This is a genomic window from Streptomyces sp. NPDC101181 (assembly GCF_044767975.1).
Lineage (GTDB): Bacteria > Actinomycetota > Actinomycetes > Streptomycetales > Streptomycetaceae > Streptomyces.
Map to the genome: position 1 here is coordinate 55,020 of NZ_JBIWOX010000018.1, position 25,018 is coordinate 80,037.

12 protein-coding genes and 1 pseudogene are annotated in these 25,018 nt (G+C 72.3%); 7 read left to right on the plus strand and 6 right to left on the minus strand.

The features are described from left to right. Positions 1-2 precede the first annotated feature (2 nt). Positions 3-209, minus strand: coding sequence for an MbtH family protein (locus ACIRRU_RS24160; protein WP_363199963.1), 207 nt, complete (start codon positions 207-209; stop codon positions 3-5). A gap of 11 nt (positions 210-220) precedes the next feature. Continuing rightward, positions 221-10,645, minus strand: a complete 10,425-nt coding sequence (locus tag ACIRRU_RS24165; RefSeq protein ID WP_403683779.1) for an amino acid adenylation domain-containing protein — start codon at positions 10,643-10,645, stop codon at positions 221-223. A gap of 489 nt (positions 10,646-11,134) precedes the next feature. Between ACIRRU_RS24165 and ACIRRU_RS24170 the strand changes: the two genes are divergently transcribed. The 7 genes from ACIRRU_RS24170 (at position 11,135) to ACIRRU_RS24200 (ending at position 20,262) form a co-directional block, all read left to right on the plus strand. Further along, entirely contained in the window at positions 11,135-11,443 is a 309-nt protein-coding gene (locus ACIRRU_RS24170) for a hypothetical protein (RefSeq protein WP_363199965.1), read from the plus strand. A gap of 603 nt (positions 11,444-12,046) precedes the next feature. Then, a complete protein-coding gene (locus ACIRRU_RS24175; protein WP_403683781.1) occupies positions 12,047-12,754 on the plus strand; it encodes a hypothetical protein in 708 nt (235 codons plus the stop codon). Between the two features lie 379 nt (positions 12,755-13,133). Then, on the plus strand, positions 13,134-14,339 hold the full coding sequence (locus ACIRRU_RS24180) for a sensor histidine kinase (RefSeq protein ID WP_403683783.1): 1,206 nt from the start codon (positions 13,134-13,136) through the stop codon (positions 14,337-14,339). An 11-nt stretch (positions 14,340-14,350) separates the two neighbouring features. After that, positions 14,351-15,025, plus strand: a complete 675-nt coding sequence (locus tag ACIRRU_RS24185) for a response regulator (protein WP_403683784.1) — start codon at positions 14,351-14,353, stop codon at positions 15,023-15,025. Between the two features lie 220 nt (positions 15,026-15,245). After that, complete coding sequence (locus ACIRRU_RS24190) at positions 15,246-15,698, plus strand: hypothetical protein (protein ID WP_403683786.1); 453 nt, start codon at positions 15,246-15,248, stop codon at positions 15,696-15,698. Between the two features lie 214 nt (positions 15,699-15,912). Continuing rightward, on the plus strand, positions 15,913-18,468 hold the full coding sequence (locus ACIRRU_RS24195) for an FtsX-like permease family protein (protein WP_403683788.1): 2,556 nt from the start codon (positions 15,913-15,915) through the stop codon (positions 18,466-18,468). Positions 18,469-18,672: 204 nt separating this feature from the next. Further along, positions 18,673-20,262, plus strand: coding sequence for a GMC family oxidoreductase (locus ACIRRU_RS24200; RefSeq protein WP_403683790.1), 1,590 nt, complete (start codon positions 18,673-18,675; stop codon positions 20,260-20,262). Positions 20,263-20,810: 548 nt separating this feature from the next. Here ACIRRU_RS24200 and ACIRRU_RS24205 read toward each other — a convergent pair. From ACIRRU_RS24205 to ACIRRU_RS24220, 4 genes and pseudogenes are all read right to left on the minus strand, one after another. Continuing rightward, positions 20,811-21,431, minus strand: coding sequence for an SMI1/KNR4 family protein (locus ACIRRU_RS24205; RefSeq protein ID WP_403683909.1), 621 nt, complete (start codon positions 21,429-21,431; stop codon positions 20,811-20,813). Positions 21,432-21,515: 84 nt separating this feature from the next. After that, positions 21,516-21,613, minus strand: a pseudogene (locus tag ACIRRU_RS24210) (transposase); the annotation flags it as partial. Between the two features lie 35 nt (positions 21,614-21,648). After that, positions 21,649-23,505, minus strand: a complete 1,857-nt coding sequence (locus tag ACIRRU_RS24215; protein ID WP_403683792.1) for a glycoside hydrolase family 15 protein — start codon at positions 23,503-23,505, stop codon at positions 21,649-21,651. Then, positions 23,502-24,890: a glucose-6-phosphate dehydrogenase gene (locus ACIRRU_RS24220; RefSeq protein WP_403683794.1), complete on the minus strand. Its 1,389-nt coding sequence runs from the start codon at positions 24,888-24,890 to the stop codon at positions 23,502-23,504. The genes ACIRRU_RS24215 and ACIRRU_RS24220 overlap by 4 nt, the downstream gene beginning before the upstream one ends. Positions 24,891-25,018: the final 128 nt, after the last annotated feature.

The window sequence follows — 25,018 nt, forward strand, 5'->3', positions numbered from 1 at the left end:
GTTCATGCCACGCGCGTGCGGGCGCTCCTGGGGGTGATGTCGGTCCAGTTGACCTCCACGTACTCCAGGCAGGCCGTGTGCTCCGCCGGGCCGAAGACCTCGTCCCAGCCGGCGGGGACCGCCGCGAAGGACGGCCACAGGGCGTGCTGGCCCTCGTCGTTGACCAGGACGCGGTGCTGGGTGTTGGGGTCGTCGAAGGGGTTCGTCATGACAGCTCTCCTCAATCGGTGGGGTGACCGGCCGCGAGCACGGCCGTGACGGTGGTGCCGATCTGCTCCCGCGCGGCGGGCTGCATCATCTGGGCGTGCGCGCACGCCACGTCGTGGTTCTCGATGGGACCGGTGATGTAGGGGTCCCACAGGGACAGGTCGAAGGTGTTCGCGGGGCGTCCCTCGACGGCGGTGAAGAACAGTGCCGGACCGTGGAACACGCGGGGGGTGTACTTCCGCATCAGCCTGGCCTGACCGGCGAAGTTGTCGACCATCGCGTCGATCGTGGCCGGTTCCAGCGCCCCGAGGGGGCTGCCGTTGGCCCGGAACTGGTCGCGTACGGCGACGGCCTCGACCGGCCCGTTGCCCTCCAACGCCTCCTGGCCGACCCCCATGTTGGAGAGCAGGGCCCGGAAGACGGTGTCCCGGCTGGCGCTGTCCAGGTCGTCCAGCGGGGCGAGCGGGAAGGCGTCCAGGATCGTCAGCAGGGCCACTTCCTCGCCCGCTTCCTGGAGCTGGACGGCGACCTCCTGGACGACGTTGCCGCCGAAGGACCAGCCGAAGAGGTGGTAGGGGCCGTGCGGCTGGACGGACCGCAGCTCGGCCACGTAGACGGCGGCCATGGCCTCGATGCTGTCCGGGAAGGGCCGGGTGCCGTCGAGGTTGGGGGTCTGCAGTCCGTAGACCGGCCGGTCGTTGTCCAGGTGGGGAAGCAGCCCGGCGTAGGCCCAGGCCAGTCCGCCCGCCGGGTGGACGCAGAACAGCGGAGGCAGGGTTCCCCTGGTGCGCAGCGGGAGCAGGGTCGCCAGCGGGTCGTCCTGGACACCGCTTCCCAGGCGCTCCGCCAGCGCGGCGACGGTGGGCGCCTCGAAGAGGCTGCGGATGCTGACGTCGGCCCCGAGCGCGTCCCGGATACGGCGGATGAGCCCGGCCGCCAGCAGGGAGTGCCCGCCGAGCTCGAAGAAGTCGTCGTCGATGAAGACCCGTTCGCGCTCCAGTGTCTCGGCGAACAGCGTGCACAGCACGTCTTCCCGTGGGTTGCGGGGGCTGCGCCCGTTTTCCGCGGTGGCTTGCGGCGCGGGGAGGGCCCTTCGGTCCAGCTTGCCGTTCGGGGTCAGGGGGATGCGGTCCAGGGCGACCCAGCCGGACGGGACCATGTACGCGGGCAGTCGGGCCGCCGTGTGCTCCCGTATCGCGGTCAGCCGTTCGGCCTCGGAGCGGGTCGTTCCGTCCGGACCGGACGGCTCGGCCGAGCCGGTCCCGGCCGATGCCGCGTCTTGCCCGGTGAGCACGACGTAGGCCACCAGGCGCGAGCCGCCGGGGCCTTCGCCCCGGGCCACCACCGCCGCCTGGGCGGCGTCGGCGTGTTCCGTCACCACAGCGGCGATTCCCTCCGGTTCCACCCGGAAGCCGCGCACCTTGACCTGGTCGTCGGCGCGGCCGGTGAACTCCAGGGTGTCGTCGGACCTCCGCACCGCCCGGTCCCCGGTGCGGTACATCCGGGTACCCGCCGGGCCGTGGGGGTCGGGTACGAATCGCGTCGCGGTCTGCGCGGACTGCCCCTGGTAACCGAGAGCCAGGCCGGCGCCGGCCAGGTAGAGCTCACCGGTCACCCCGACCGGTACGGGCCGCAGCCGGTCGTCGAGGAGGCGGACCGAGGTCCCGTCGACCGGGAGGCCGAGGACCGGCCGCTCGGTCGCCCGGAGGTCGGCGGTGAGGGTGTCGACCGTCGCCTCGGTGGGGCCGTAGAAGTTCCAGGCCGTGAGGCCCGGCCGCGCCCGGAGGTCCTCCCAGAGCCCGGCCGGGACGGCTTCGCCGCCGAGGACCACCACGGACGGGGCGGGACCGTCCCCGGTGAACAGCCCGGCGTCCAGCAGCTGACGGACGTGTGTGGGCGTGGACTCCAGCACGTCGAGCCCCTGGACGCGGGCCGCGCCGACGAGCGCTTCCGGGTCCCGCCGCGTGAGGTCGTCCAGCACGTGCAGCCGGTGGCCGTCGACCATCCAGAGCACCGGGTCCCACGCGGCGTCGAAGGACAGGGCTGCCGTCAGCGCGACATCGAGCCGCGGCCTTCCGGCCGCCCGTACGGCGGGCGTGAAGACGTGGCGGCGGTGGTGTTCGAGCAGCCGGCCCAGGGAGCCGTGGCCGACCAGGACGCCCTTGGGACGGCCGGTGGAACCCGAGGTGTGCAGCAGGTAGGCCGGCTCGCCCGGTTCCGGCCGCCACCGCTCCCGGGGGGACACCGAACCGTCGAAGGGCACGGCGGCGCCGTCCTGGGTGGACAGGTCCAGCCGGTGCGGGGCGCTCCGCGCCCGCTCGTGCGTCCCGGCGGTCGTGAGCACGGTGTGCGGGCGGGCCTCCGCCAGCACCGCGTCGATCCTGCCCTGCGGGAGGGAGTCGTCGACCGGTACGTAGACGGCCCCCGCCTTCAGCACGCCCAGCAGGGCGGCGATGGAGTCGGTGGACCGCGGCAGCAGGACGGCCACCGGGTCGCCCGTGCGTACCCCGGCCCGGTCGAGCAGCGAGGCGACCCGGTCCGAGCGGGCGTCCAGCTCCGCGAAGGAGAGGCTGCCGTCGGGGGCGGTCACCGCGATGTCACCGCTGCGCGCCGCGGCCACGGTGGCCGCGAACCGGTCCAGCACGCTTTCGAACGGAGCGGGCTCGTGCGGGGAGCGGGCATGGCTCTCGCCGATGTCCAGCAGCCTTCGCTGTTCCTCGGCGCCGACCAGCGGCAGGTCGCCGACGAGCGTGCCGGGATCGCGTACGGCGTGGGCGAGCAGGAGGGCGAAAGCCTCGGCGATCCGGACGGCCGTTTCGGCGTCGAACAGGTCCCGGCTGTACTCGAGCGTCCCGTCGAGGCTGCTCCCGTCGCCCGTCGCCGGTGTCCGCTCGGTGAAGGAGAAGGAGAGGTCGAACTTGGCGCCTCCGGTGTCGACCGCCTCCAGCCGGGCTCGGAGGCCGGGCAGGTCCAGCCGCGGCGGCCGGTGGTTGTTGAGCGTCAGCATGACCTGGAAGAGCGGGTGGCGGGAGAGCGAGCGGGTCGGCCGGACCGCCTCCACCAGGCGTTCGAAGGGCAGTTCCTGGTGGGCGTAGGCGGCGAGATCCGTCTCCCGTACCCGGGAGAGCAGCTCGGTGAAGTCCGGGTCGCCGCCGAGGTCCGTCCGCAGGGCGAGGGTGTTGACGAAGAAGCCGACCAGGGGGTCCAGTGCCTCGTCCGTCCGCCCGGCCACCGGGGTGCCGACGAGGACGTCGCTGTCGCCGCCCATCCGGTGCAGCAGGGCTGCCAGGGCGGCGTGCAGCACCATGAAGGTGCTGCTGGCCGTCGACCTCGCCAGCCGCGCCACACCGGCCATGGTCTCCTGCGGCACAGGGACCGCTACCGTCCCGCCGAGACCGCTCGGCGAGGTGGGCCGGGGCCGGTCGGTCGGCAGGGCCGTCTCCTCCGGGGCGGCGGTGAGCCGGTCCTGCCAGTAGGCGAGCTGGGCCGACGCGGTGGACGTGGGGTCCTCGAAGTCGCCGAGGAGGTCGCGCTGCCACAGGGTGTAGTCCGCGTACTGGACCGGGAGAGGGGCCCAGCTCGGTGCCCGGCCGGCCGTCCGGGCCGCGTAGGCCCCGGCCAGGTCCTGGGCGAGCGGCCCCATGGACCAGCCGTCCGCCGCGATGTGGTGCACGGTCACCAGGAGGGTGTGCCGGTCCGCCGCGCTCCGGAACAGGACGGGCCGCAGGGGCACGTCCCGGGCCAGGTCGAAGGGCTCGGCCGCCGCCTCGCGCAGCACCCGGTCCAGGTCCGCCTCCTCGGCCTCGACGACCGGGAGCCCCGGCCGCGCGTCGCCGGGTGTGAGGACACGCTGGCGCGGGCGGCCCTCACCGGGCTCGACGACGGTGCGCAGGCTCTCGTGGCGGGTCAGCACATCCCCCAGAGCGCTGCGCAGGGCGTGCTGGTCCAGGGTGCCGCTGAGCCGCACGGTGAAGGCCATGTGGTAGGCCGCCGCCCGGGGATCGAGCTGGTGCAGGAACCACAGGCGCTCCTGGGCCGGGGACAGTGGTGCCCGCTCCGTGTGCCGTGCCCGGTGCAGGGCGGGCCGTGCCGAGCCCGCTTCCGCCAGCCGTTCCGCGAGCGCGGCGGGGGTGGTGGACTCGAACAGGGCCCGCACCGGGAGTTCGACGCCGAAGGCGGACCGGATCCGCCCGATCAACCGGGTCGCCAGCAGCGAATGGCCGCCGAGCTCGAAGAAGTCGTCGTCCGGGGAGACCTGGGGGTGGTCCAGACTCTCCGCGAACAAGGCGCAGAGGATTTCCTCCGGGGCCGAACGCGGAGTCCGCCCCGTGTCCTGCGGGCGTTCCGCCGGTGCGGCCGAGGGCAGCGACGAGAAGTCCACCTTCCCGTGAGCGGTCAGCGGGAGAAAGTCCACGGGAACGATCAGGGAGGGGACCATGTGGGCCGGGAGCAGCCGTGCCGCGAAGGCCCGCAACTCCCGCGGGGACGGCTCCCGATGACCGGCGGGCACGATCCAGCCCACCAGGTGCGCCTCTCCCGGCCCGGAGCCGGGGCGCACCGCGACGGCCGATGCCGCGACGTCCTCGTGGGACTCCAGAGCGGCGGCGACCTCGCCGGTCTCGACCCGGAATCCGCGGACCTTGATCTGCCCGTCCGCCCGGCCCTGGTACTCCAGACGCCCCTCGGCCTGGCGCACCAGGTCTCCGGTCCGGTACATGCGTGCGCCCGGCGCCCCGTGGGGGTCGGGCAGGAAGCGCTCCGCCGTCGCGGCGGGGCGGCCCTCGTAACCGCGTGCGACACCCGGGCCGGAGACGTAGAGCTCTCCCGTCACTCCGGGAGCGACCGGCCGCATCCGATGGTCCAGGACGCGGGCGCGGGCGCCGGTCACCGGGTGGCCGAGGTGCGGGCGGACGCCGGGCAGCACCCGGCCCATCACGCTGTCCACGGTGGTCTCGGTGGGGCCGTAGAGATTCCAGACGGCCACGTCGGCCAGGGCCGCCAGTTCCCGCCACAGCGGGGCGGGCACGGCCTCCCCGCCCAGGGCCAGTACCCGGGGCCGGGGGCGTCCGGGAGCGAACAGGCCGTAGGAGCGGAGCTGTTGGAGGTAGGAGGGGGTGGTCTCGACGACATCGATCGACCGGGCGTGGAGCAGTGCGGTCAGGGCCTCCGGGTCCCGGCGTGTGGCGTCGTCCACGAGGTGCAGTTCGTGGCCCGCGATCATCCAGAGCAGGGGGTCCAGCGACGCGTCGAAGGTCATCGCGGCGGTGTGCGCGACGCGCAGCGGCAGCCCGTTGTTGTCCGCCTCAGCGGGTCCCATCAGGCGGTCTCGGTGGTGGGCCAGCAGCGCGGCGAGCGAGTGGTGCTCGACCACGACGCCCTTGGGCACCCCGGTGGAACCGGAGGTGTACAGCACGTACGCGGCGTCCCGGCCGCGGGGCGGTGCCGGAAGGCCTGCCGCCGTGTCGACCGTCTCTCCGGCCTCGTCGAGCAGGAGGACGTCGACGGAGTCGGGAAGAGAGCCCCGGGTCGCGGAGGTGGCCAGCACCAGCCGAGGGGCCGCGGTGTCGAGGACCAGCGCGGTGCGGGCCGCCGGCTGGGCGGGGTCGAGGGGTACGTAGACCGCCCCGGCCCGCATGATGCCCAGGACCGCCACGACCGCGTGGGAGGTGCGGGGCAGCGCCACGGCGACCCGGTCGCCCGCTCCGATCCCCCGCTCCCCGAGCGAGGCGGCCAGGCGCTCGGAGCGCAGCCGCAGTTCGCCGAAGGTGAGGCGTCCGTCGTCGGCCACGACCGCGGTCCGGTCCGGCTGCACGGCCGCCCGGGTCGCCAGGACGTCCAGCACCGTCCAGTCCCCGTCGGCGGTCTCCGGGGCCACGCTGAGCGGCCTCGTCGCGATACGCGGCAGCTCGCCCAGGGACGCGGCGCGCTGTGCCGGGCTCAGGAAGTCGAGATCGGCGAGCGGGCGGTCCGGCTCGGCGAGCAGAGCGCTCAGGAGACGGGAGAAGTGTTCGACGAATCGTTCCGCCGTCGCCTTGTCGAAGAGGTCCTCGTCGTACTCCAGCTCCCCGGTGATCCCCTGCGGGCGGCCCGACTCGTCGTGCTGCTCCGACAGGTCCCAGCTGAGGTCGAACTTGGAGCCCGAGCGCCCCACGGACGTCTCACGGCTCACCGTGAGACCGTCCAGGTGCGGACGGGGCGCGGGCGTGTTGTTGAGGCTCAGCATCACCTGGAACAGGGGGTGACGGCTGAGCGAGCGCGGCGGCGCCAGCTCCTCCACGACCCTCTCGAACGGGATGTCCTGCTGGGCGTAGGCCGCCAGGTCGGTCCGGGCCACCCGGTCCACGAGCGCACGGAACGACGGCGCGCCGGAGACGTCCGCCCGCAGGACCAGCGTGTTGACGAAGAAGCCGACCAGTTCGCCGAGCGACTCCTCCGTACGGCCCGCCACCGGGGTGCCGACGGCGATGTCCTCGCCCGCTCCCAGACGCGACATGAGGGCGGCGAGCGCCGCGTGCAGCGCCATGAAGGAGCTGGCCTCGGACGCCCTGGCCAGCTCCACCAGCGTGCGGTGGTCGTGCGCCCCGACGTGCACCGGCACGGTGCCGCCCCGGCCCGAGGGCCGGTCCGGACGCGGCCGGTCCGCGGGGAAGGAGGATTCCTCCGGCAGCCCGGCCAGCGCGTCGGCCCAGGTGGACAGCTGACGGCGGGCGAGGCTGTCCGGTGCGTCCGGGTCTCCGAGCAGGTCACGCTGCCACAGCGCGAAGTCCGCGTACTGGAGCGGAAGCGGGTCCCAGCCGGGCGCCTGCCCGGCGCGGCGCGCTGCGTAGGCGGCGGTCAGGTCCCGCATGAGCGGCCCCATGGACCATCCGTCGGCGGCGATGTGATGCAGGGTCACGACCAGGACATGGTCATCGGCGGCCACGGTGAAAAGCCGGGCGCGCAGCGGGATCTCCCGCTCCAGGTCGAAGGGGACGCCGTCCGGGGCGGCCGTCTCGCCGACGGGCATCACATGCAGCAGCGGACGCGGAAGCAGGCTCGGTGGCAGGACGCGCTGGCCGGGACCCTCCGTGCCCGCCACCACGATCGTGCGCAGGGCCTCGTGCCGCTCCACGATGTCGCGCAGCGCCAGCTCCAGGGCGTCGCGGTCCACCGGGCCGCGCAGGCGCAGAGCCACCGGCAGGTGGTAGGAGGTGCCCGCGTCGCCCAGCGTCTCCAGGAGCCACAGACGCTGCTGGCCGAACGACAGCGGGAGCCGATCGGGGCGGGGAACGACCGCCGTCACCGGACGCCGGGCCGCGCCCGCCTCACCCAGAGCCGCGACCAGACCGGCCGGGGTGGGCGCCGCGAACAGGGCGCTGATCGGGACCTCCGCGCCGAACTCCTCCCGGATCCGGCCGATCAGCCGCATCGCCAGCAAGGAGTGGCCGCCCAGGGTGAAGAAGTCGTCGTCCCGGCCGACCTCGGAGATTCCGAGGCACGCGGCAAACACCGCGCACATCCGGGTCTCCTGAGCCGAGCGCGGCGCTCCTCCGCCGGAGGAGACCGGCACGGCCGGGGGCAGGGCCGCCACGTCGAGCTTGCCGTTGGGGGTGAGGGGCAGCCGTTCCACGGTGGCCCAGGCGGTCGGTACCAGCGGGCCGGGCAGCAGAGCGGCGACCGCGTCGCGGGCCTCCGCGTGGTCGGGTGCTCCGGGGCCGGACACCAGGAACGCGGCGAGGCGTTCGGGTCCGTCGGGTGCCGTCGTCAGGGCCACGGCGGCGTCCTCGACGGCGGGCAGGGAGCGCAGCACGGCCTCGATCTCGCCGGTCTCCACCCGCACGCCGCGCACCTTGATCTGCCGGTCGCTGCGTCCGACGAACTCCAGGGAGCCGTCCTCGTCCCACCGCGCGAGGTCACCGGTGCGGTACATCCGCGCCCCCGGCAAGCCGAAGGGGTCGGGCAGGAAGCGCTCGGCGGTGAGCCCCGGGCGGCCCGCGTAGCCGCGGGCGAGGCCCTCACCGGCGAGGTACAGCTCCCCCACCGACCCGTGCGGCAACGGGTGCAGTGACGGGTCCAGCACGTAGGCCCCGGCCCCCGCGACCGGACGCCCGATCACCGGAGAGTTGCCGGTGACACGGGCGGTGACCGCGTTGACGGTGGTCTCGGTGGGGCCGTAGAAGTTGAACACCAGCAGCCCGGGATCGGCCGCCAGCTCCTCCCACAGTCCCTCGTCCACGGCCTCACCGCCGAGCGCGATGACGCGGGGCCGGTGGCCACCCGGGGCGAGCAGGCCCGCGGCCATCATCTGCCGCAGGTAGGTGGGGGTCGTCTCGATGGCGTCGACGTGGTGGTCGGCCAGGTACCGCACCAGGGCCTGGGGGTCGCGGCGCACATCGTCGGCGATGACGTGGAGCTCGTGTCCGGCGACCATCCACAGCACCGGGTCCCAGGACGCGTCGAAGGAGGTCGCGGCGCTCAGGGCCACCCGCAGCCGACGTCCCAGGGCCTCCTCGGCCAGGGTGTGGGACTCCCGCCGGTGGTGCTCCAGGAGGTTGCTCAGCGACCGGTGCTCGACGACGACGCCCTTGGGCCTGCCGGTGGAGCCGGAGGTGTAGATGACGTAGGCGGCGTCGTGAGGTTCGGGCCCGGGTGTCTCGGGAGCCTCAGCGGCGCCGGGAGGGATCGTGGCCGGGTCGACGCGCGGAAGCCACTCGCCCGGGTCGATGGCGCGCGCCGACGACGCGGTCGCCACGAGCGCCACGGGCCGGGAGTCCTCGATCATGAAGGCGAGCCGGTCCGCCGGGTAGGACGGGTCCAGGGGCAGGTAGGCCGCCCCGGTCCGCATCACCGCGAGTATCGCCACCACCAGGTCGGTCGACCGGGGCAGCCCCACGGCCACGCGCGTGCCGGGCCGCGCGCCCTCGGCGGAGAGCACATGGGCCAGGGCGTCGACCCGGCGGCCGAGTTCACCGAAGGTGAGCGTCGCGCCGTCGCTCACGACGGCCGTGCGGTCGGGGGTCCGGCGCGCCTGCCGCTCGAAGAGTTCGGGCAGGGGGGCCGGGGCTGTCGCGTCGCCGTTAGATGACCGTGCGCCTCCCAGGCCGAGGACCCGCCGCTGTTCGTCCTCGTCGACGGGGCTGACCGCTCCGACGGTGCGTTCCGGGTCCGCCACGAACGCGTCGAGCACCCGGCACAGCCGCTCATGAGGTCCTGCCAGCTCCTGCCTGCCGTAGCGCCTGGCGTTGCCCAGCAGGTCGATCTCCAGGCCACCGTCGCCGAAGGAGGCGTGCACGGCCACCGCCAGATCCTCGACCGGGCCGATCGACAGGTTGTGCAGGGTGGCCTGGTGGGGCCCGAAGCGCAGGGCGTCGTCGAAGGCGAGGATGTTGACGGTCGGCCCGGTCAGCGCGGTCCGCGTCCCGGTCAGCCCCAGCTGGTGGCGCAGCGCTTCCGCCGGCCTGCGCTGGTGGCGGAGTACCGAGCGTGCCTCGGCGGACACCCGCCGGGCCAGATCGGTCACGCGATCGGCCGGGGACACGGGGATCCGCAGAGGCAGGATCGAACTGAGCATCGTGGGGGTCGACCGCGCGGCCGGAGTGCGACGGCCGGTCACGGGCAGGCCGAGCACGACCTCGCCGAGCCCCTTCTCCCGGTGCAGGCACAGGGCCAGGGCCGCCATGACGAACGTCGGCCACCCGGTCCCGGCCCGCCTTGCGGCGGCCTTGAGACGGTCCGTCTCCGCCCGGCTGTAGGCGCGCCGCACCGACACCGTCCCGTACGTCCCCGCTGCGCCGTTCTCCGCCGGTGCCTCGGGCGGGTGGGCGCCGGCCAGGTGGGCCGTCCAGAACCGCTCGTCCTTCGTGGCCTGTTCGGAGGCCAGATAGGCGTCCTCCTCCTCGACGAGCGCCGCGAGTGAGGTAGCCGGTCGTATGTCCGGGGTGGTGTCCGGCGCCGTGGTGAGCGCGGTGTAGACCTCGGCGATGCGGGAGAGGGCGAGGATCGCCGCGTAGCCGTCGAGTGCCAGGTGGTGGACCTGCTGGTGGAAGAGGTGGCGCGAAGGGGAGAGCCGGTAGAGGATGACCCGGACCAGCGGCCCTGCCGTCAGGTCGGCTGCCTCCGCCAGGCAGAGCCGCATACGCCGCAGGGCCTCGCCGTGCGGATCCTCCTCACCGGAGAGGTCCACCAAGGGCACGGCCAGCGAGGGACTTTCCTCGACGCGCTGGTGGGGAACGCCGTCCAGTTCGCCGAAGGTGCTGCGCAGGGCCTCTATCTCGGTCGCGGTGTGCTGGACGGCGCGGCCCAGCAGTGCGGCGTCGACCGGTCCCCGGATGTCGGCGTATTCGGCGATGTTGTACGAGGGGTCAGCGGGATCGAGTCGCTGCGCGAACCAGACCCCGCGCTGAGCGGCAGTCAGGCGTACGGTGCCCGGCGGAGTTCCGGTGTTCGGTACGTCGGTCACGCGAATTCACCTCGGTGGGGGATGCCCGCTACGTCAGGCGCCGGGGCGCGCAGGTGCGGTAGGACGGAACATGGCGGGGGAAGCGGACGGCGGTCGAAGTCGGCCGGGCTGGACGGGCGGGAGCTCCGGGGCCCGTCGGCTCGTCAAGGAGGGAGCGGAACAGGGGCCCTGGCCGGGCCGGGCACCTGTGCATCGCGATCGCGAAGCATGCACGTCGACGGGTCGGTGCATGCGGACTGCCTCCTCGGAGCTGACGTTGTCCCAAGTGGGCCGTCACACGAGTGATTCGAAGTCACACGCGCCCCGGATTGCCCATGTGACGCACGCCACTTCACCCCGGGGCGGATTTTGCACTTCGCTGGCGCGTATCAGCCAATCGCATGGCGGGATGACGCCGATGAGCAATCCGGAGGAGGGGGACGCGCCGAAGAAGGAGGTATCCAGACATCCGTCCGGATCTTGTGCGCGTTCTGAGCATCGGAGAACTCCGTGAAGCTTTTCGCATCCGCTCCCCGCTGGCCTCTCGTGGGAGCCCTCGTCGGCGCCGCGCTGCTGGCCGCGGCCCCCGCCGCGTCCGCTGCCCCCTCCGCCCCCGTGGCCCCCCGCCAGACGCAGGCCGCGCCCGCCGAGGCGACCGCTCCTGGCCTGGCCGCCTTCTACCGGGGCATACAGGGCGGGAACCTCTGCCTGCTGGCCCGGTGCACGGTCGGCGACTCCGGGCCCGGTGCTCACCCCGGCCCCAGCAACACCCAGGGGTTCAACCTCTGCCTGCTCGCCCTGTGCACCGTCCGCCCCTGAGCGACACCGGACATGAGCGGGGCCCCGAGTCGGTGAAGACGACTCGGGGCCCCGCTCGCGTGAGCTGCTTTCAGCGGAAGGTGGTCCCTCAGCACCGGTGCACCGGTCACCACGTGCCAGGCGGGCCTCAGCCCGTGGCCATGAGGACGATGCAGACGGCGCCCTTGGCGGTGGGGACGTTGTCGCACGACGCCCTTGGAGGGGTCGTTGACGGCGTATTTCTGGCCGGAGCACGTGGTGGCCAGGTTGACTTCCGGAGGGAGTCGGAGGTGCCGCTCTCCAGCTGCGTGGGGAGAGCTTCTCTCCGATGCCGCAGTAGCCGGCCCCCGCCGGTCGGGGAAAGGCCGACGCTGCTCCGGCCACGCCGGGGCCACGACGGCTCGCGGCCTTGCCGAGGGCGGTTTCGAGGCGGCGGGGTCCGTCGTCGTGGATGTCGAGGGCGAGCTTGACCGGTCATCAAGTGATCCTGATGGATCCAGTAGTCCGCCCCCGTACTCGGGTCGGGCCTGAGAGGCTGTTCAGCGCGCCCCGCCGTCTGCCAGTTCGCCGGCTGAGGGTGCCGGAAGGCGTTGGCGGGTTCCTGCTCAGAGGTGAGGGGTGCGCATGGGCAGCTTGACCGTGGTCGCTGGCTTAGTCATCGGTGTTGCCCTGCTCGTCTGCTTCGTCCGGTTGCTGAGCTCAGTGGGTGACGGGGGCGGGAAGGCAGATCGAACGGCGATGCGAACCCCGGCCCGGGACGGCTTCACCGAGCGCGAACGCCTTGCCGTGGTGGTGGAGGATCCGGATGATCTGCCCTTCCAGTACCGCACCGGTCAGGAAGAGGCCGTGGCCGCACTGCGGGTGTACGGCGCGGACACGAGACTGGACGCCCGTTCTCACCTGATGCCGGATGAGATCGATCGCATAGGCGCGGCCGAGGAGCTGGTGGAAGAGACTCTGGCCTGCATCTCCGGATACACCTGGATTGATGAGGCGCGAGGAAGGGTGCTGCATGCTGAACTGGTCCAGCTCCGGCCCAGCATCTTCAACCCGGCGCTGGTCCGCGTCTTCCTCCGCACCTTCGGCCACGGACGGTTCCCCCGGCGAGTCGTGTACCTGGGAGTGAAAGTCGGGATGCAGCACTCAGAGGAGCACCTGGCAGAGATGCTCTTCAGCTGCCCCGAGCAGGGCACGGCCAAGCGTATGGCTGAGACCTTCCTGAACTGCGGACACTCCGAGCTGGCCCATTACGGGCGGGAGTGGGCCAGGCTGAATCACTACGACATCACTGCCCGCTCCAGCGCCGAGCCGACCTTCTGGGGCCAAGCGTGACCAGCGTTCAGTAACGACCAGGTGGCGGAGTTGGAGTCAAGGCGGATGCGGCGAGGGAAGCAGGCACTTCGGCACTCACCACCGCAGGTAAGGCGTCCAACGCTCCGCAGTGCGTCCCCGGACCCCCTTCCGGCCCGGCGCTGCGGTCTTCTTCTCCGCGTGCACCTGCGGAAGACGCTCGACCGCGTCGGTGAAGACCGCCGAAGTACGGCGCGCCCGCGGGGAACTCGCCATCCCGCACGCGGCGGAACTCCCGTACAGGGACCGCGGGCGTGTGCCCAACCCGCGGCGAGACGCGGTCGTCATGCCGGCAGCCGCCGGAACGCCCGTCATGATCACTCGTGACCGCTCGTGGAGGTGATCGAGTAGGGTGCCGACCATGTTGGGCCGAACACCACCCACCGCGAGGTCGCTGCGGGCCTGGGACGCCGCTCTGGCCGTGTCGGTGGCCTTCACCGTGCAGTTCTGGCACCTGGGTGTCGGCTGGCTCCTGGGTCTGGGAATGGCTGCTGCCCTGTTGTTCCGGCGGCGGCGCCCCATGCTCGTCATGGTCGTCGTATCCGCCCTGGCGCTGGCGCAACAGCTGTTGGCGACCGTGCCCGACGAGCCGCTGGCCGACGCCACCGCGCTCTATGACGTGGCCGTGCTCATCGCGATGGTGACGGTGGTGAGCCACACCGAGCGGATGTGGCAGGCTCTCGCCGCCGGGGCCCTCGTCCTGCTGGGCGTCCTGCTGCTCTACCGCGACTCCCTCTCCCTGACCTCGCCGAGCGGCCGGGACTCCCTTCTGGAGGCGGCGTCGTTCATGGTTCTGTCCGCCGGGCTCTGGCTGACCGCGTACGTCCTGCGCACGCGCCGGCTCTATGTGGCGGCGTTGGAGGAGCGCGCCGAGGTCGTCGAGCGGGAGCAGGAGCACCTTGCCCGGCTCGCCGCCGCCGAGGAGCGCGCCGAGATCGCCCGCGACCTGCACGACGTGGTCGCACACAGCCTCTCGGTGATGATCCTCCAGGCGGACGGCGCGAGCTACGCGATCGAGAAGGACAGCGACAAGGCGCAGCGAGCTGTGCGGACCATCGCGGACACCGGCCGTGAGGCGCTGGAGGACATGCACCACATCGTGAAGGTGCTCCGTGGTGGTTCCGGTTACGGGGGCGAGGACCGTCGCACGGTGGATCTGAACGAGCTCGGCCCTCTGGCGGAGCGGGCGCGCGTGGCCGGACTCGACGTGCGACTGGACGCGGCGAAGAAGCCCGCCGGGTTGCCGGGCACGGCGGAAGTCGCGCTCTTCCGGATCGTCCAGGAGGGCCTGACGAACGTCCTTCGGCACGCGGGCCCCGGCGCGCGCGTGGCCGTCACCCTCCGGTTCGACCGGGATCTCGCGACCCTGGAGATCGTGGACGACGGGCCGACGGGTGAGCCCGTCGGCCCGTCGCACGCGATGCTCGCCTCCGGCGGCAACGGACTGCGGGGGATGAGAGAACAACTGGAGGCCCACGGCGGCCGGTTCAGCGCGGGACCCCGACCGGATACCGGCTGGCGGATCACAGCCGAACTTCCTCTGGCGCAGCGGGTGACGACGACGTGAGAAGCGAGGACATGACTACGGACCGTCCGATCCGCGTGATCGTCGTGGACGACCAGCCGCTGGTGCGAGCGGGCTTCGTCATGGTCCTGGAAGCGCAGGCCGACATCGCAGTGGTGGGCGAGGCGGGCGACGGCGCCGCGGCTCTGGAGCTTCTGGCCCCCGTCCCGGCCGATGTCGTCGTCATGGACATCCGGATGCCGGTGATGGACGGCGTGGAGGCCACGAAGCTCCTGGTCGAGCGGGGCGACGCCCCGAAGGTGCTCGTCCTGACCACCTTCGACACCGACGAGGACGCGTTCGCCGCGCTCCAGGCCGGGGCGAGCGGGTTCCTCCTCAAGAACACGCCGCCCGAGGACTTCCTCAGCGCGGTCCGGGTGGTGGCGACGGGTGATTCGGTGGTGGCTCCCCGGGTGACACGGCTGCTTCTGGACCGTTTCGCCGGCAGGCTGACGCCCGAACCGGAGCCGAGGGACGCGCGGCTCGATGTTCTGACCGACCGGGAGCGCGGTGTCCTGGAACTGGTCGGCCGGGGCCTGTCCAACACCGAGATCGCCGACAGCCTGTTCATCGCCGAAGCGACGGTCAAGACCCACCTGAGCCGCATCCTGGCCAAGCTCCAGCTGCGGGACCGCGTGCAGGCCGTCGTGCTGGCCTACGAGACCGGACTGGTCCGGACCGAGCGCTGAACGGCCGGGCGCCGCGTGCCCCCGTACCGCCTCTTCGGGATCGACGGACCCGTGAGCGTGTCCCCCTGGGGTCGTACACGCCCACGGGCGAGCCCCCCCTCGGGTCGCACGCTCCGTGGCCGGGGATTCATGTCCTGCTCCGACGCGGCAGGACACCCCCCTCGACCAGGATTGCCGACGAGACAGACGCTCGTTCGCAGGTGATCCCACGGAGGTCGACATGACGGACATCAACAACGGCACGAAGACCGGACGCGGCACGAGGGGCGGGCACGGCCCGAGGACGTGGATCGTCGGCGCCGCCGCAGCGGCGGTCCTGGCCGGTGCGGTCGGCGGCGGCGCCCTCTGGTGGAACGAGCGCAGTCGGCCGAGCCAGGCCACGGCCGCGGACTGCGCTCTGGCCCAGAAGATCATCGATGGGGCGCAGGACCTCCCCGCCGAGAAGACCGACGTGGCGAAGTGGCTCAAGGACTCCCAGGAACTGCGGCGCGAGAACATGGAGGACGGCTACCTCGGCGCACAGATCTCCAAGTACGAGTCGTGGGCGGCCGACCACGCCACGCACACCGGTCGGGGCCCCTCCGCACCGGAGCTCCGGAAGACCGCGGACACCGCCAACGCACACTGCGAGGACGCCGGACGCACCCTCGACCTGCCCCCCATCGGCTCCTGAGGCCTCTTCCGGCCGCCCCGATCCACGTCGATGAGGAAGGAGTCAGGGACATGTGTACGGCGGAACGGAGTCCGGTGACGGCGCCGCTCAAAACCCCAGGCGCCCGGGAGGAGTCCGCGACCGCGACCGGGACGGTGGCAGCCCACCCGTCATCGGCCGACCGTCCGGCAAAGCACCCGGTTGACCGCAGGAACCGTGCTCCGGAGAGTGTGCGATGACACCACGCTCCCGCGTCGTCCTGGCGCGCGTCTTCCTGGCGGGCGTACTGCGGCACCCGGCCCGGCTCATGATGACCGGACTCTCGGTCCTGGTCGCCGCCTTCGTCGTGATGGGCGCCGTGCTGGCCCAGGAGGTCACGCGGCGTACCACCCTGGAACAGTTCAGCGACACGCCGTCGGCCACCAGCCTGGTCGCCGTCGTGCGGCAGGGTCCCGGTATCACCGAGGCCGTCACCGATGCCGTTCGCCGACTGCCCGGAGTGGCCGAGGCCACCGCGCGTACCAGCGCGCAGGCGCCGCTGGACGGGATCTCCGACCGGCTGGTCGAGTTGAGGGCCGACCCCGGACAGGGGGAACTGGCCCGCACCCGGGTGGTGTCGGGGTCCTACCCGCGGGCTGCCGGGGAAGTGGCCGTGAACGAGGACGCCTCGCGCCACTGGAACGTCCGTGCCGGGGACCGGCTGCGTCTCCTCTTCCCCTCGGAGGATCCCTCGGCGGAGGACAGGCCCGTCGCGGTGACCGTCACCGGCGTGGTCACGACCCGCTCGGACCGGATGGAGACCGCCTACGCCTCGGCCTCCGTCGTCAACGGCCTCAGCCACCGGACCGGCTCTCCCCGGCTCGACGTACGCGCCGCGCCGGGCACGTCCGCGCAGGTCCTGTCGGGCCGGATCGCCGAGACGCTGGAGCGGCGCGGCGTCGACGCCCGCGTCACCGCCGGGGCCGAGGTGCGGGACGCGGAGGCACGGTCCGCGGTCGGCCAGTACGCGGACTTCTTCCGCATCGTGAGCATGTTCCTCGCCGTCGCCGTCGTCGCGGCCGCCCTGGTCGCGACCTCCACGTTCCGCGTCGTCTTCGCCCAGCGGCTGGCGGAGCTGGCGATGCTGCGGGTCATCGGGGCGCGACGGCGACAACTGGTGCGGGCCCTGGCCGTCGAGGGCGCGGTGACGGGTCTGTTGTGCGGTTCGACGGGGGTCGTCCTGGCGCTCGGCGCGGGCCGGGCGGTCCCGGCCGTCGCGGGCGCGGCCGGACAGCATCTCGCGGCGCCCGGTCTGCCACTGGGCGCCGCGGCGGCCGTGGTGGTGGGGGCCGCCGTCGTCACCGTCTGCGCCGTCCTCGCCCCCGCGTTCGCCGCCGCGAAGGTCTCGCCGCTCGCGGCGCTGCGTACGGCGTCGACCGCCGCGGCCGAGGGCCTCGGTCCCGGGCGCCGCGCCGGCGGAGCGGCCCTGGCTGTGGTGGGGGCGGCGGCAGGCGTCCTCGTCCTCACCCGGTTGCCCGAACCGGGCGACGTGACGTACGAGTCCTCCGAGAACCTGGCCCTGACGGCGCTCTCGGGAATGCTGGTGTTCGGAGCCCTCCTGGCGCTCGGGCCGCTGCTGGTCCGGCCCGCGCTCGCCGTCGCCGGACGGGCGCTGCGGCGGCTCGGGCCGGTCGGGAAGCTCGCCGTGACCGGCGTCGGCGGTACCCCGCACAGGGCCGCGGCCCTCTCGCTCGTCGTCGCTCTCGGCGTCAGCCTCGTCTCGGCGACCCTCGTCGGCATCGCGAGCATGCGGAGCCACGAGGCGACCCGCCTCGCCGTCCAGGCACCGGCGGACTTCTCCCTGCACGGCCCGGAGACGGGTCTTGCTCCGGACCTCGTCACCCGCCTGCGGGGCCTACCGCAGCTGACCGACGTCCATGGCTACCGGCAGACCGAGGTCCGTGTCGAAGGAGCGGGGGCGGGCGGAGTGTCCGCCCTCGACCTCGATCCCACGGCCCTGCCGTCCGCGACCCGCCTCGACACGGCCAGTGGGGAACTCGACGACCTCGGCCCCGGCCGGGTGGTCCTCGAGGCGGGACTCGCCGCCGAGCTGGGGGTACGGGCGGGTGACGACATCAGGCTGGAGGCGGCCCGCTCCCGGAGCCTCCGGTTGTCGGTCGCCGCCACGCTCACCGGCGCCGGGCCCCTCACCTCCGACCTGCTCCTGGCGCCGGCCGATCTCGACCGGACGGGTGCTCCACGCCCGGCGACGGCGATTCTGGCCAACGCGGCCGGACGCGGGCAGGACGGGCGGAGCGCGGCGGTGGCGGCGATCACCGAGGCCGCCGAGGGCCGGAGCGGCATCCGGCTCGGTGTGCTCGCCGACGACCGTGATCGCAGCGCCGAGGACATCGCGTGGCTCGCCACCACGGCTCTGGGGCTGCTCGGACTCACCCTGCTGATCGCGGTGATCGGCGTCTCGACCACGACCGCCCTCACCGTGCGCGAACGCACCCGCGAGTCGGCGCTGCTCCGCGCACTGGGGCTCGGCCGGCCAGGACTGCGCACCATGATCGGTATCGAGGCGGGCCTCTACGGTGTGCTCGGCGGCATCGTCGGGCTCGCCATCGGTGTCCCCTACGCCTGGCTGACGGCTCGCGCGCTGAATCTGGGCGCGGTGTTCGAACTGCCCCTCGCCCCCCTTGCCGCGGTGCTCGGCAGCCTGGTGGCCCTCACGACGATCAGCGGTCTCCTCTCGACCCGCCGCGCGACCCAGGTGAGTCCGGTAGCGGCTCTGGGCGACACCGCATGACCGCTCCGCGGCCGGTGCACCCTCCGGCGAAACCGTGTCAGCAAGGAGGCGGAGGGTAGTGGCCCCCATACGAGGGGGTGGACGTGGACGAGGCGCCGGTGCGACCGCGTCCACCATGCCCGGCGGTGCCTCGCCCCGTCATACCCACCACAGCCCCTTTTTTTTTCGACACCGGACCGACCTCTACGAATGGCAGGCCCTTCCATGCCCGAAACCACGGCCGCGACGGGGAAGACCCCCGAGCCCGGGAGCCCCTACGACCACGTCATCGTCGGCGGTGGGGCGGCAGGCAGTGTGCTCGCCGCCCGGCTGAGCGAGGACCCCGGTTGCCGCGTCCTGCTGCTGGAGGCGGGGCCGGCGGACACCGACCCGCGGATTCAGCAGCCGCACGGGCTCTTCGCGGGTCTGCTCCGAGGTGAGCTCGACTGGAGCTACGACACCGTTCCCCAGGAACAGCTCGGGGGCAGGAGGGTGCCTCTCTCCGCCGGAAAGGTGCTGGGCGGCGGCGGTTCCATCAACTACCAGGTGTGGTTCCGGGGGCACCGGCTCGATTACGACGGATGGGCGGCCGGAGGTATGCGGGGGTGGGGGTGGGACGACGTGCTGCCGGCCTTCCGCCGCAGCGAGGACCACGAACTGGGAGTGTCGGACCTCCATGGAACGGATGGGCCGGTCCCTGTCACGACGCCGAAGGACGTCAGCCCGCTCTCACTGGCGTTCATCACCGCGGGAGTGGAGACCGGTCTGACGCTCAACCGCGACTTCAACGGCGCGGAGCTGGACGGCGCGGGGCTGGTCTACAGCAACATCCGCGACGGTGAGCGGTTCAGCGCCTCCCGGGCCTATCTCCACCCGGCCATGGACCGGCCCAACCTTGACGTGCTGACCGAGGCGCAGGTGGTACGCGTACTGCTGGAGGGCACACGGGCGACCGGTGTCGAGTACCGGCGCGGCGGCTCCACCGAGCGCGTGCACGCCGATTCCGTGGTGCTCTGCGCGGGAGCCGTGCGCACACCGCAGTTGCTGATGCTCTCCGGCATCGGACCGGCGGACCATCTGTCCGATCTGGGGATGGACATCGTCCACGACCTTCCCGGTGTGGGCAGTGGTCTGCAGGATCATCCCGCAGCCGTCGTCAGCTGGCCGGTCACCAGGGGCGAGACCTGGCTGGACGCGCTCAGCGAGAGCAACCAGACTCTTTACGACCGACAGCGGCGGGGGCCGCTGGCATCCGTCGGCCAGGCCAGCGCGTTCCTGCGCGTCACGCCCGGCGCACCGGCCCCGGACGTCTCGGCGATGCCCATGCTGATCGACCTGCTCGGCGAGAGCGTGCCCGGGCTCTCCTGCATGGTCACCGTCCTGGCTCCCCGCAGCCGGGGCACTGTCCGCCTCGCGTCCACCGACCCCGTGGACGCGCCGCTGGTCGATCCCCGTTATTACGAGGACCCGGCGGACCTGGAACTCGTCGTCGGGGGACTGCGCAGGGCCCTGGACATCTGCGGCAGTCCCGTCATGGGCGCTTTCATCGGCTCCCCGTCCTTCCCTCCTGCCACCGACGACGCGGCACTGCGGGAGTCGGTGCGAACCTCCACCGTCTCCTTCAACCACCCGGCCGGCACCTGCCGGGCAGGAGACGACCAGGACGCGGTCGTCGACGAGTTTCTGCGCGTGCACGGGATCAGGGGACTGCGCGTCGCGGACGCCTCGGTCATGCCGAGCCTTCCCCGTGGAAACATCCACGCTCCGACGATCATGATCGGGGAGCGGGCGGCCGAACTCATGCGTACCGCGTAGACCCCTGGCCGTGGCACCTCAGGCCCCGAACTCTCCTCCCGTGGCCACGATTTGTCGATCCTGACGGTGACCTTGATGCCGATGGAGGAGCTTCTTCGCCTCCGCCGGATCGTAGCGGCAGGCGTCGCCGGATTGCGAGTCGCAGGCCACGTACCCCTCGGTGAAGGGCTGGTCGGTGGCCTCACCGCGGCCGAAGGCCGGTATCCCGGCGAACTCCTCGCGGTGAACTCGTGCCCCGGATCCGCGCAGCACTCCACTGACGCGCCCGGAGCGCTCCGCAGGGTGACTCCGTGACAATCACCACGGCATCTCGGCCGGAGCCCGGGGCACATGGACCGGCCCGATCCTGGGCTGTGTTCTCCGAGCTCGGCTCGGCCGGGGACGCCGCCCGGTTTGCGGGGGTGGTGCGCCGCCGACGGCCAGAGCGCCCGCCGCCCCCGCTTCCTCGCACCTGCACAGCCCGGCGGACGTGTCCTGCGACCGGAACCGGCTCCGGACGCGTGGGCCCGTGTTGGACGGTCTCCTCCCGGACTCACGTCTGCGAGCTGCTACCGCTGCATGGCTTCGTACCCGGAGTGGAACAGTGCGAAGAAGCTCGGGTACTTACTCGGATTGCCGTATTTCGGTGAGAAGGTGTAGGCGGCCCATTCGCCGTCCGGGCCGGTGTCGGTGGGATCGAGCAACCAGAAGTCCTCGTCATGGGCGATCTCGAGAGACCGGCGAAACAACTGGACGTCGTCCTCGTTGCCAGGTATCCCGTCGTAAATCTCGATCACGCTGTCGCCGCTCTCACTGTCCCGCATCCACGTGACGCGGTCACACGGGTAGACGCTTCCTCCCACCCAGGAATTCGCCAGGCACGTCCAGCCGTTGCTCGTCAGGAAGAATGCCCGCAGGCCCGGCGGGAAGCGCACCCCGAGCCGCTCCTCGGCCGCCACCACGTCTTCCTGAGCGGCAGGGGTCTCGCCCAGCCACGGCCGGACGTGCTCCCCTCGGTCATAAGCCTCCAGATCCTCTTCCTCCAGCAGGTCGACCAGCTCGTCATAATCGGCCTCCTGTACGTAGAGATCGCCGTAGCGCATCAGATACGCACGCCACTCCTCCGGTGTGGTCGCAACACCAACAACTGCATTCCCATCACGATCAGTTGTCTCGCTCATGCCGATCATCATGCCAGCGGCCTCCGACACCGCCGAACAGGCTTCGACCGGCACGTACGTGGTGGGAGCACCCGGAGGAACCGGCTCTCGTACCCAGCGGGCGAACGGTCCGTGAACGGCCTCTGCCACGGGCCGAACCGCGCGGGCAGGTCCCGCCAGGGCAGACGGGTCCGCAACGTGAACACAACGCCCTCAAGGGTCCGGTCCGCGCGCGTGAGGGCGACGCTCAGGGCAGCACCCGGTCGAGGTTGACCGCGGCGCTGATCAGCGCCAGATGGGTGAACGCCTGCGGGAAGTTGCCCAGTTGGCGTCCGGTCACGCCGATCTGCTCGGCGTACAGACCCACGTGGTTGGAGTAGGTGAACATCTTCTCCAGCGCCACCCGCGCCTCTTCCGCCCGGCCGCCGCGGGTGAGCGCCTCCACCCACCAGAAGGAGCAGAGGGAGAACGTCCCCTCGGATCCGTCCAGACCGTCGGGCGCCGCCGACAGCTGATAGCGGAACACGAGGCTGTCCACCACCAGTTCCTTTTCCATCGCGGCCATGGTGGAGCGGAACCGCGGGTCGTTCGGGGCGATGAACTTGACCATGGGCATGATCAGGAGGGATGCGTCGACCACGGATGCGGGGGTCTGGCCCGGTCCGGCCACCGTCTGGGTGAAGGCGGCCGTCTCCGGGTTCCAGGCACGCTCCATGATCTGCTCGTAGATCGCGTCGCGCACCCCGCTCCACCGTGCGATGTCCCCCGGCAGCCCGCGCCGTCGCGCCATCCGGATCATGCGCTCGACCGCGACCCAGCACATCAGCCGGGAGTACGTGTGGTGCTGGCGCTCGACCCGGGGTTCCCAGATCGACTCGTCCGCCTGGTCCCAGTTCTCCATCAGCCAGTCGAGCACCCGCCGCAGGTCGGTCCAGGTCTCATGGGAGATGCCCGGTCCGTGCTTGTCGAAGAGGTACACGCTGTCGACGATCTCCCCGTACACGTCGAGCTGGCTCTGCTCGGCGGCGCCGTTGCCCAGGCGGACCGGGGACGCTCCGCCGTATCCGCGGAGATGGCCGAGGGTGGTCTCCGCGGGGACCTGCGCGCCGTCGATGGTGTACATGGGCCGCAACGGGCCGTCGCCGTCGGCGTGGGCATCGCGCAGGCAGCGGGCCAGCCAGCCGATGAACGCCTCGGCCTCGTCCATGAACCCCAGGCGCAGCAGCGCGTACAGCGAGAAGGCGGCGTCACGGATCCACACATAGCGGTAGTCCCAGTTGCGTTCCCCGCCCTCCACCTCCGGAAGTCCCATGGTGGGCGCGGCGACGATGGCTCCGGTGGGTTCGTGGGTCAGCAGCTTGAGGGTGAGCGCGGAGCGGTGCACCCGCTCACGCCAGCGGCCGGTGTAGCGGGAGTGGGAGATCCAGGACCGCCAGAAACCGACGGTGGCGTCGAAGAGGCCGGTGGCCTCGTCGGGCCCGACCGGTTCGGAGCCGTCGACGGCGCACGCCTCCTCGCCGCAGGTGAGGACGAACACCTGGGCCTCGCCCTGTTCCAGGCAGAACTCGGTGACGGCGTCCGCCCCTTCGACCTCCAGTTCCACGGTGGCGCGCAGCCGGACGAGGAGGTCGGGGGAATGGAAGTCCACGGCCTGCTCGTGCGAGGTGACCTGGACGTCCGCACGGCCGTAGTCGGGACGCGGGGCGACCCGCGCCCGGAGGGTCATGCTGCCCCGTACGCAGGAGACGCGCCGGACCAGACGCTGCCGGTGGTCGGGGTCGTGGGGGCGCAGGACGGGCATGAAGTCCTGGATCTCGACCATGCCGTGGACGGTCAGCAGCCGGGTGATGAGGATGTTCGTGTCGGGAAAGTAGAACTGGTGGCGCGCGGTGACGTCGCAGACCGGCTCGATCTCCCAGAAGCCGCCCTCGTCGGCGTCCAGCAGGGAGCCGAAGACGCTCGGCGAGTCGAAGCGCGGTGCGCAGAACCAGTCGACGCGCCCGTCCGTGGCCACGAGAGCAGCGGTCCTCAGGTCTCCGATCACCCCGTGGTCCGCGATGGGCAGCGTCGCGCGCGCTCCGGTCTCTCCGGTGCCGCCGCTCACGCGCCGGCCTCCGGGTGTCCGCCGAGTCCTGTCGCCGCCTCGGGGCCTCGGGAGCCGCGCGGATAGGCCTGCGGGCGGGGCGGGTGTTCCTGGACGGGGGCGACCAGCTCCCAGACCCGCTCGGTCTCAGCCGCCGTGGTGAAGACTCGGTGGTCTGCTGCGAAGGCGTGCAGGAATACGGCGGCGTAGGCGCTCAGGGGCGCGTCACCGGAGTGCGGGGCCAGACGCAGCTCACCGTCCGGACGCCGGGGGCCGGGGCCCGGCGCGGTCAGCCGCGTGCCGAGCCGGATGTCCGCCCCGGCGCCCAGCCCCACCACCAGTTCGGTGCCTGTCCGGCCCGGTGGCCGCCGATGCCCGAGGGGTTCGTGGAACCGCACGGTGACCCGCGCGTCGTCGGAGTCGAGGGCCTTGCCGGTGGACAGGACGAAGGGCACACCACGCCAGCGGTCGTTGTCGATGTGGACCCGGACCGCGGCGAACGTCTCCGTGGTGGAGTCGTCGGCCACCCCCTCCTCGTCGCGGTATCCCTCGTACTGGCCGAGAACCGCCTCCGCCGGGTCGAGGGGCCGCGTCTGCTGGAAGAGGCGCAGCCGGGCCTCCCGCTCCGCCTCCGCGTCGTCCCCCTCCGGAGGCTCCATCGCGGCCACCGCCAGCACCTGGAACAGATGCGTGGGGACCATGTCGCGGAAGGTGCCCGTGCTCTCCATGAAGGAGGCCCGGCCCTCGATACCGATCGTCTCCGGTACGTCGATGCCGACCGAGGCGATGTGCCCCGCGTCCCAGACGGCAGAGGCCCAGGTGTTACCCGTCCGCAGGGCGAGCAGGGCGCGCAGGGACTCCTTGGCCAGGAAGTGGTCCACGCGCAGCACCCGCTCCGGGGGCGCGACGGAGGCGAGCAGCGCGTTGAGGCCGCGGGCGGAGGGCACGTCCACGCCGAGCGGCTTCTCGACCATGAGCGTGGCACCGTCGGCGATGCCCTCCCGGTCGGTCATGCGCACCATGTCGCCCAGGTGCTCCGGCGGTACGGAGAAGTAGACGAAGGTCCGGCAGTCGGCCCCCAGCTCTTCGCGGCGGCTCCGCACCGCAGCCGCGAGCTCCGTCCCGTCCTCGGCGGTGGCCTGCGCGAACTCGACGCGCTCGGTGAACCGCGCCAGGGACGAGGGGTCGCCGTCCCCGGTGAGGGCGTCACGTACCTGGCCGCGGAAGTCCTCCTGCGAAGCGGGAGCGTGGCGGCCCGAGCCGATGACGGCGAAGTCCGCGGGGAGCAGACCACGACGACGTAGTTCGAGGAGCGCCGGGAAGATCATCCGGCCTGCCAGGTCGCCGGTCGCCCCGAACAGGACGAGGAGCACGGGCGGTTCGCCGGAGGCCCGGGGGGTGGTCACGTGGAAACTCCTCAGAATCATGGCAAGGGTCGCGTGGGTTCCGCTTCCCCGTCCGCATGTCTCCACTCTCCCCCGCGCGGGTCGAGCGGGGGGTCCGCCACGCCCTCGGAATCAGTACCGAGGGCGCG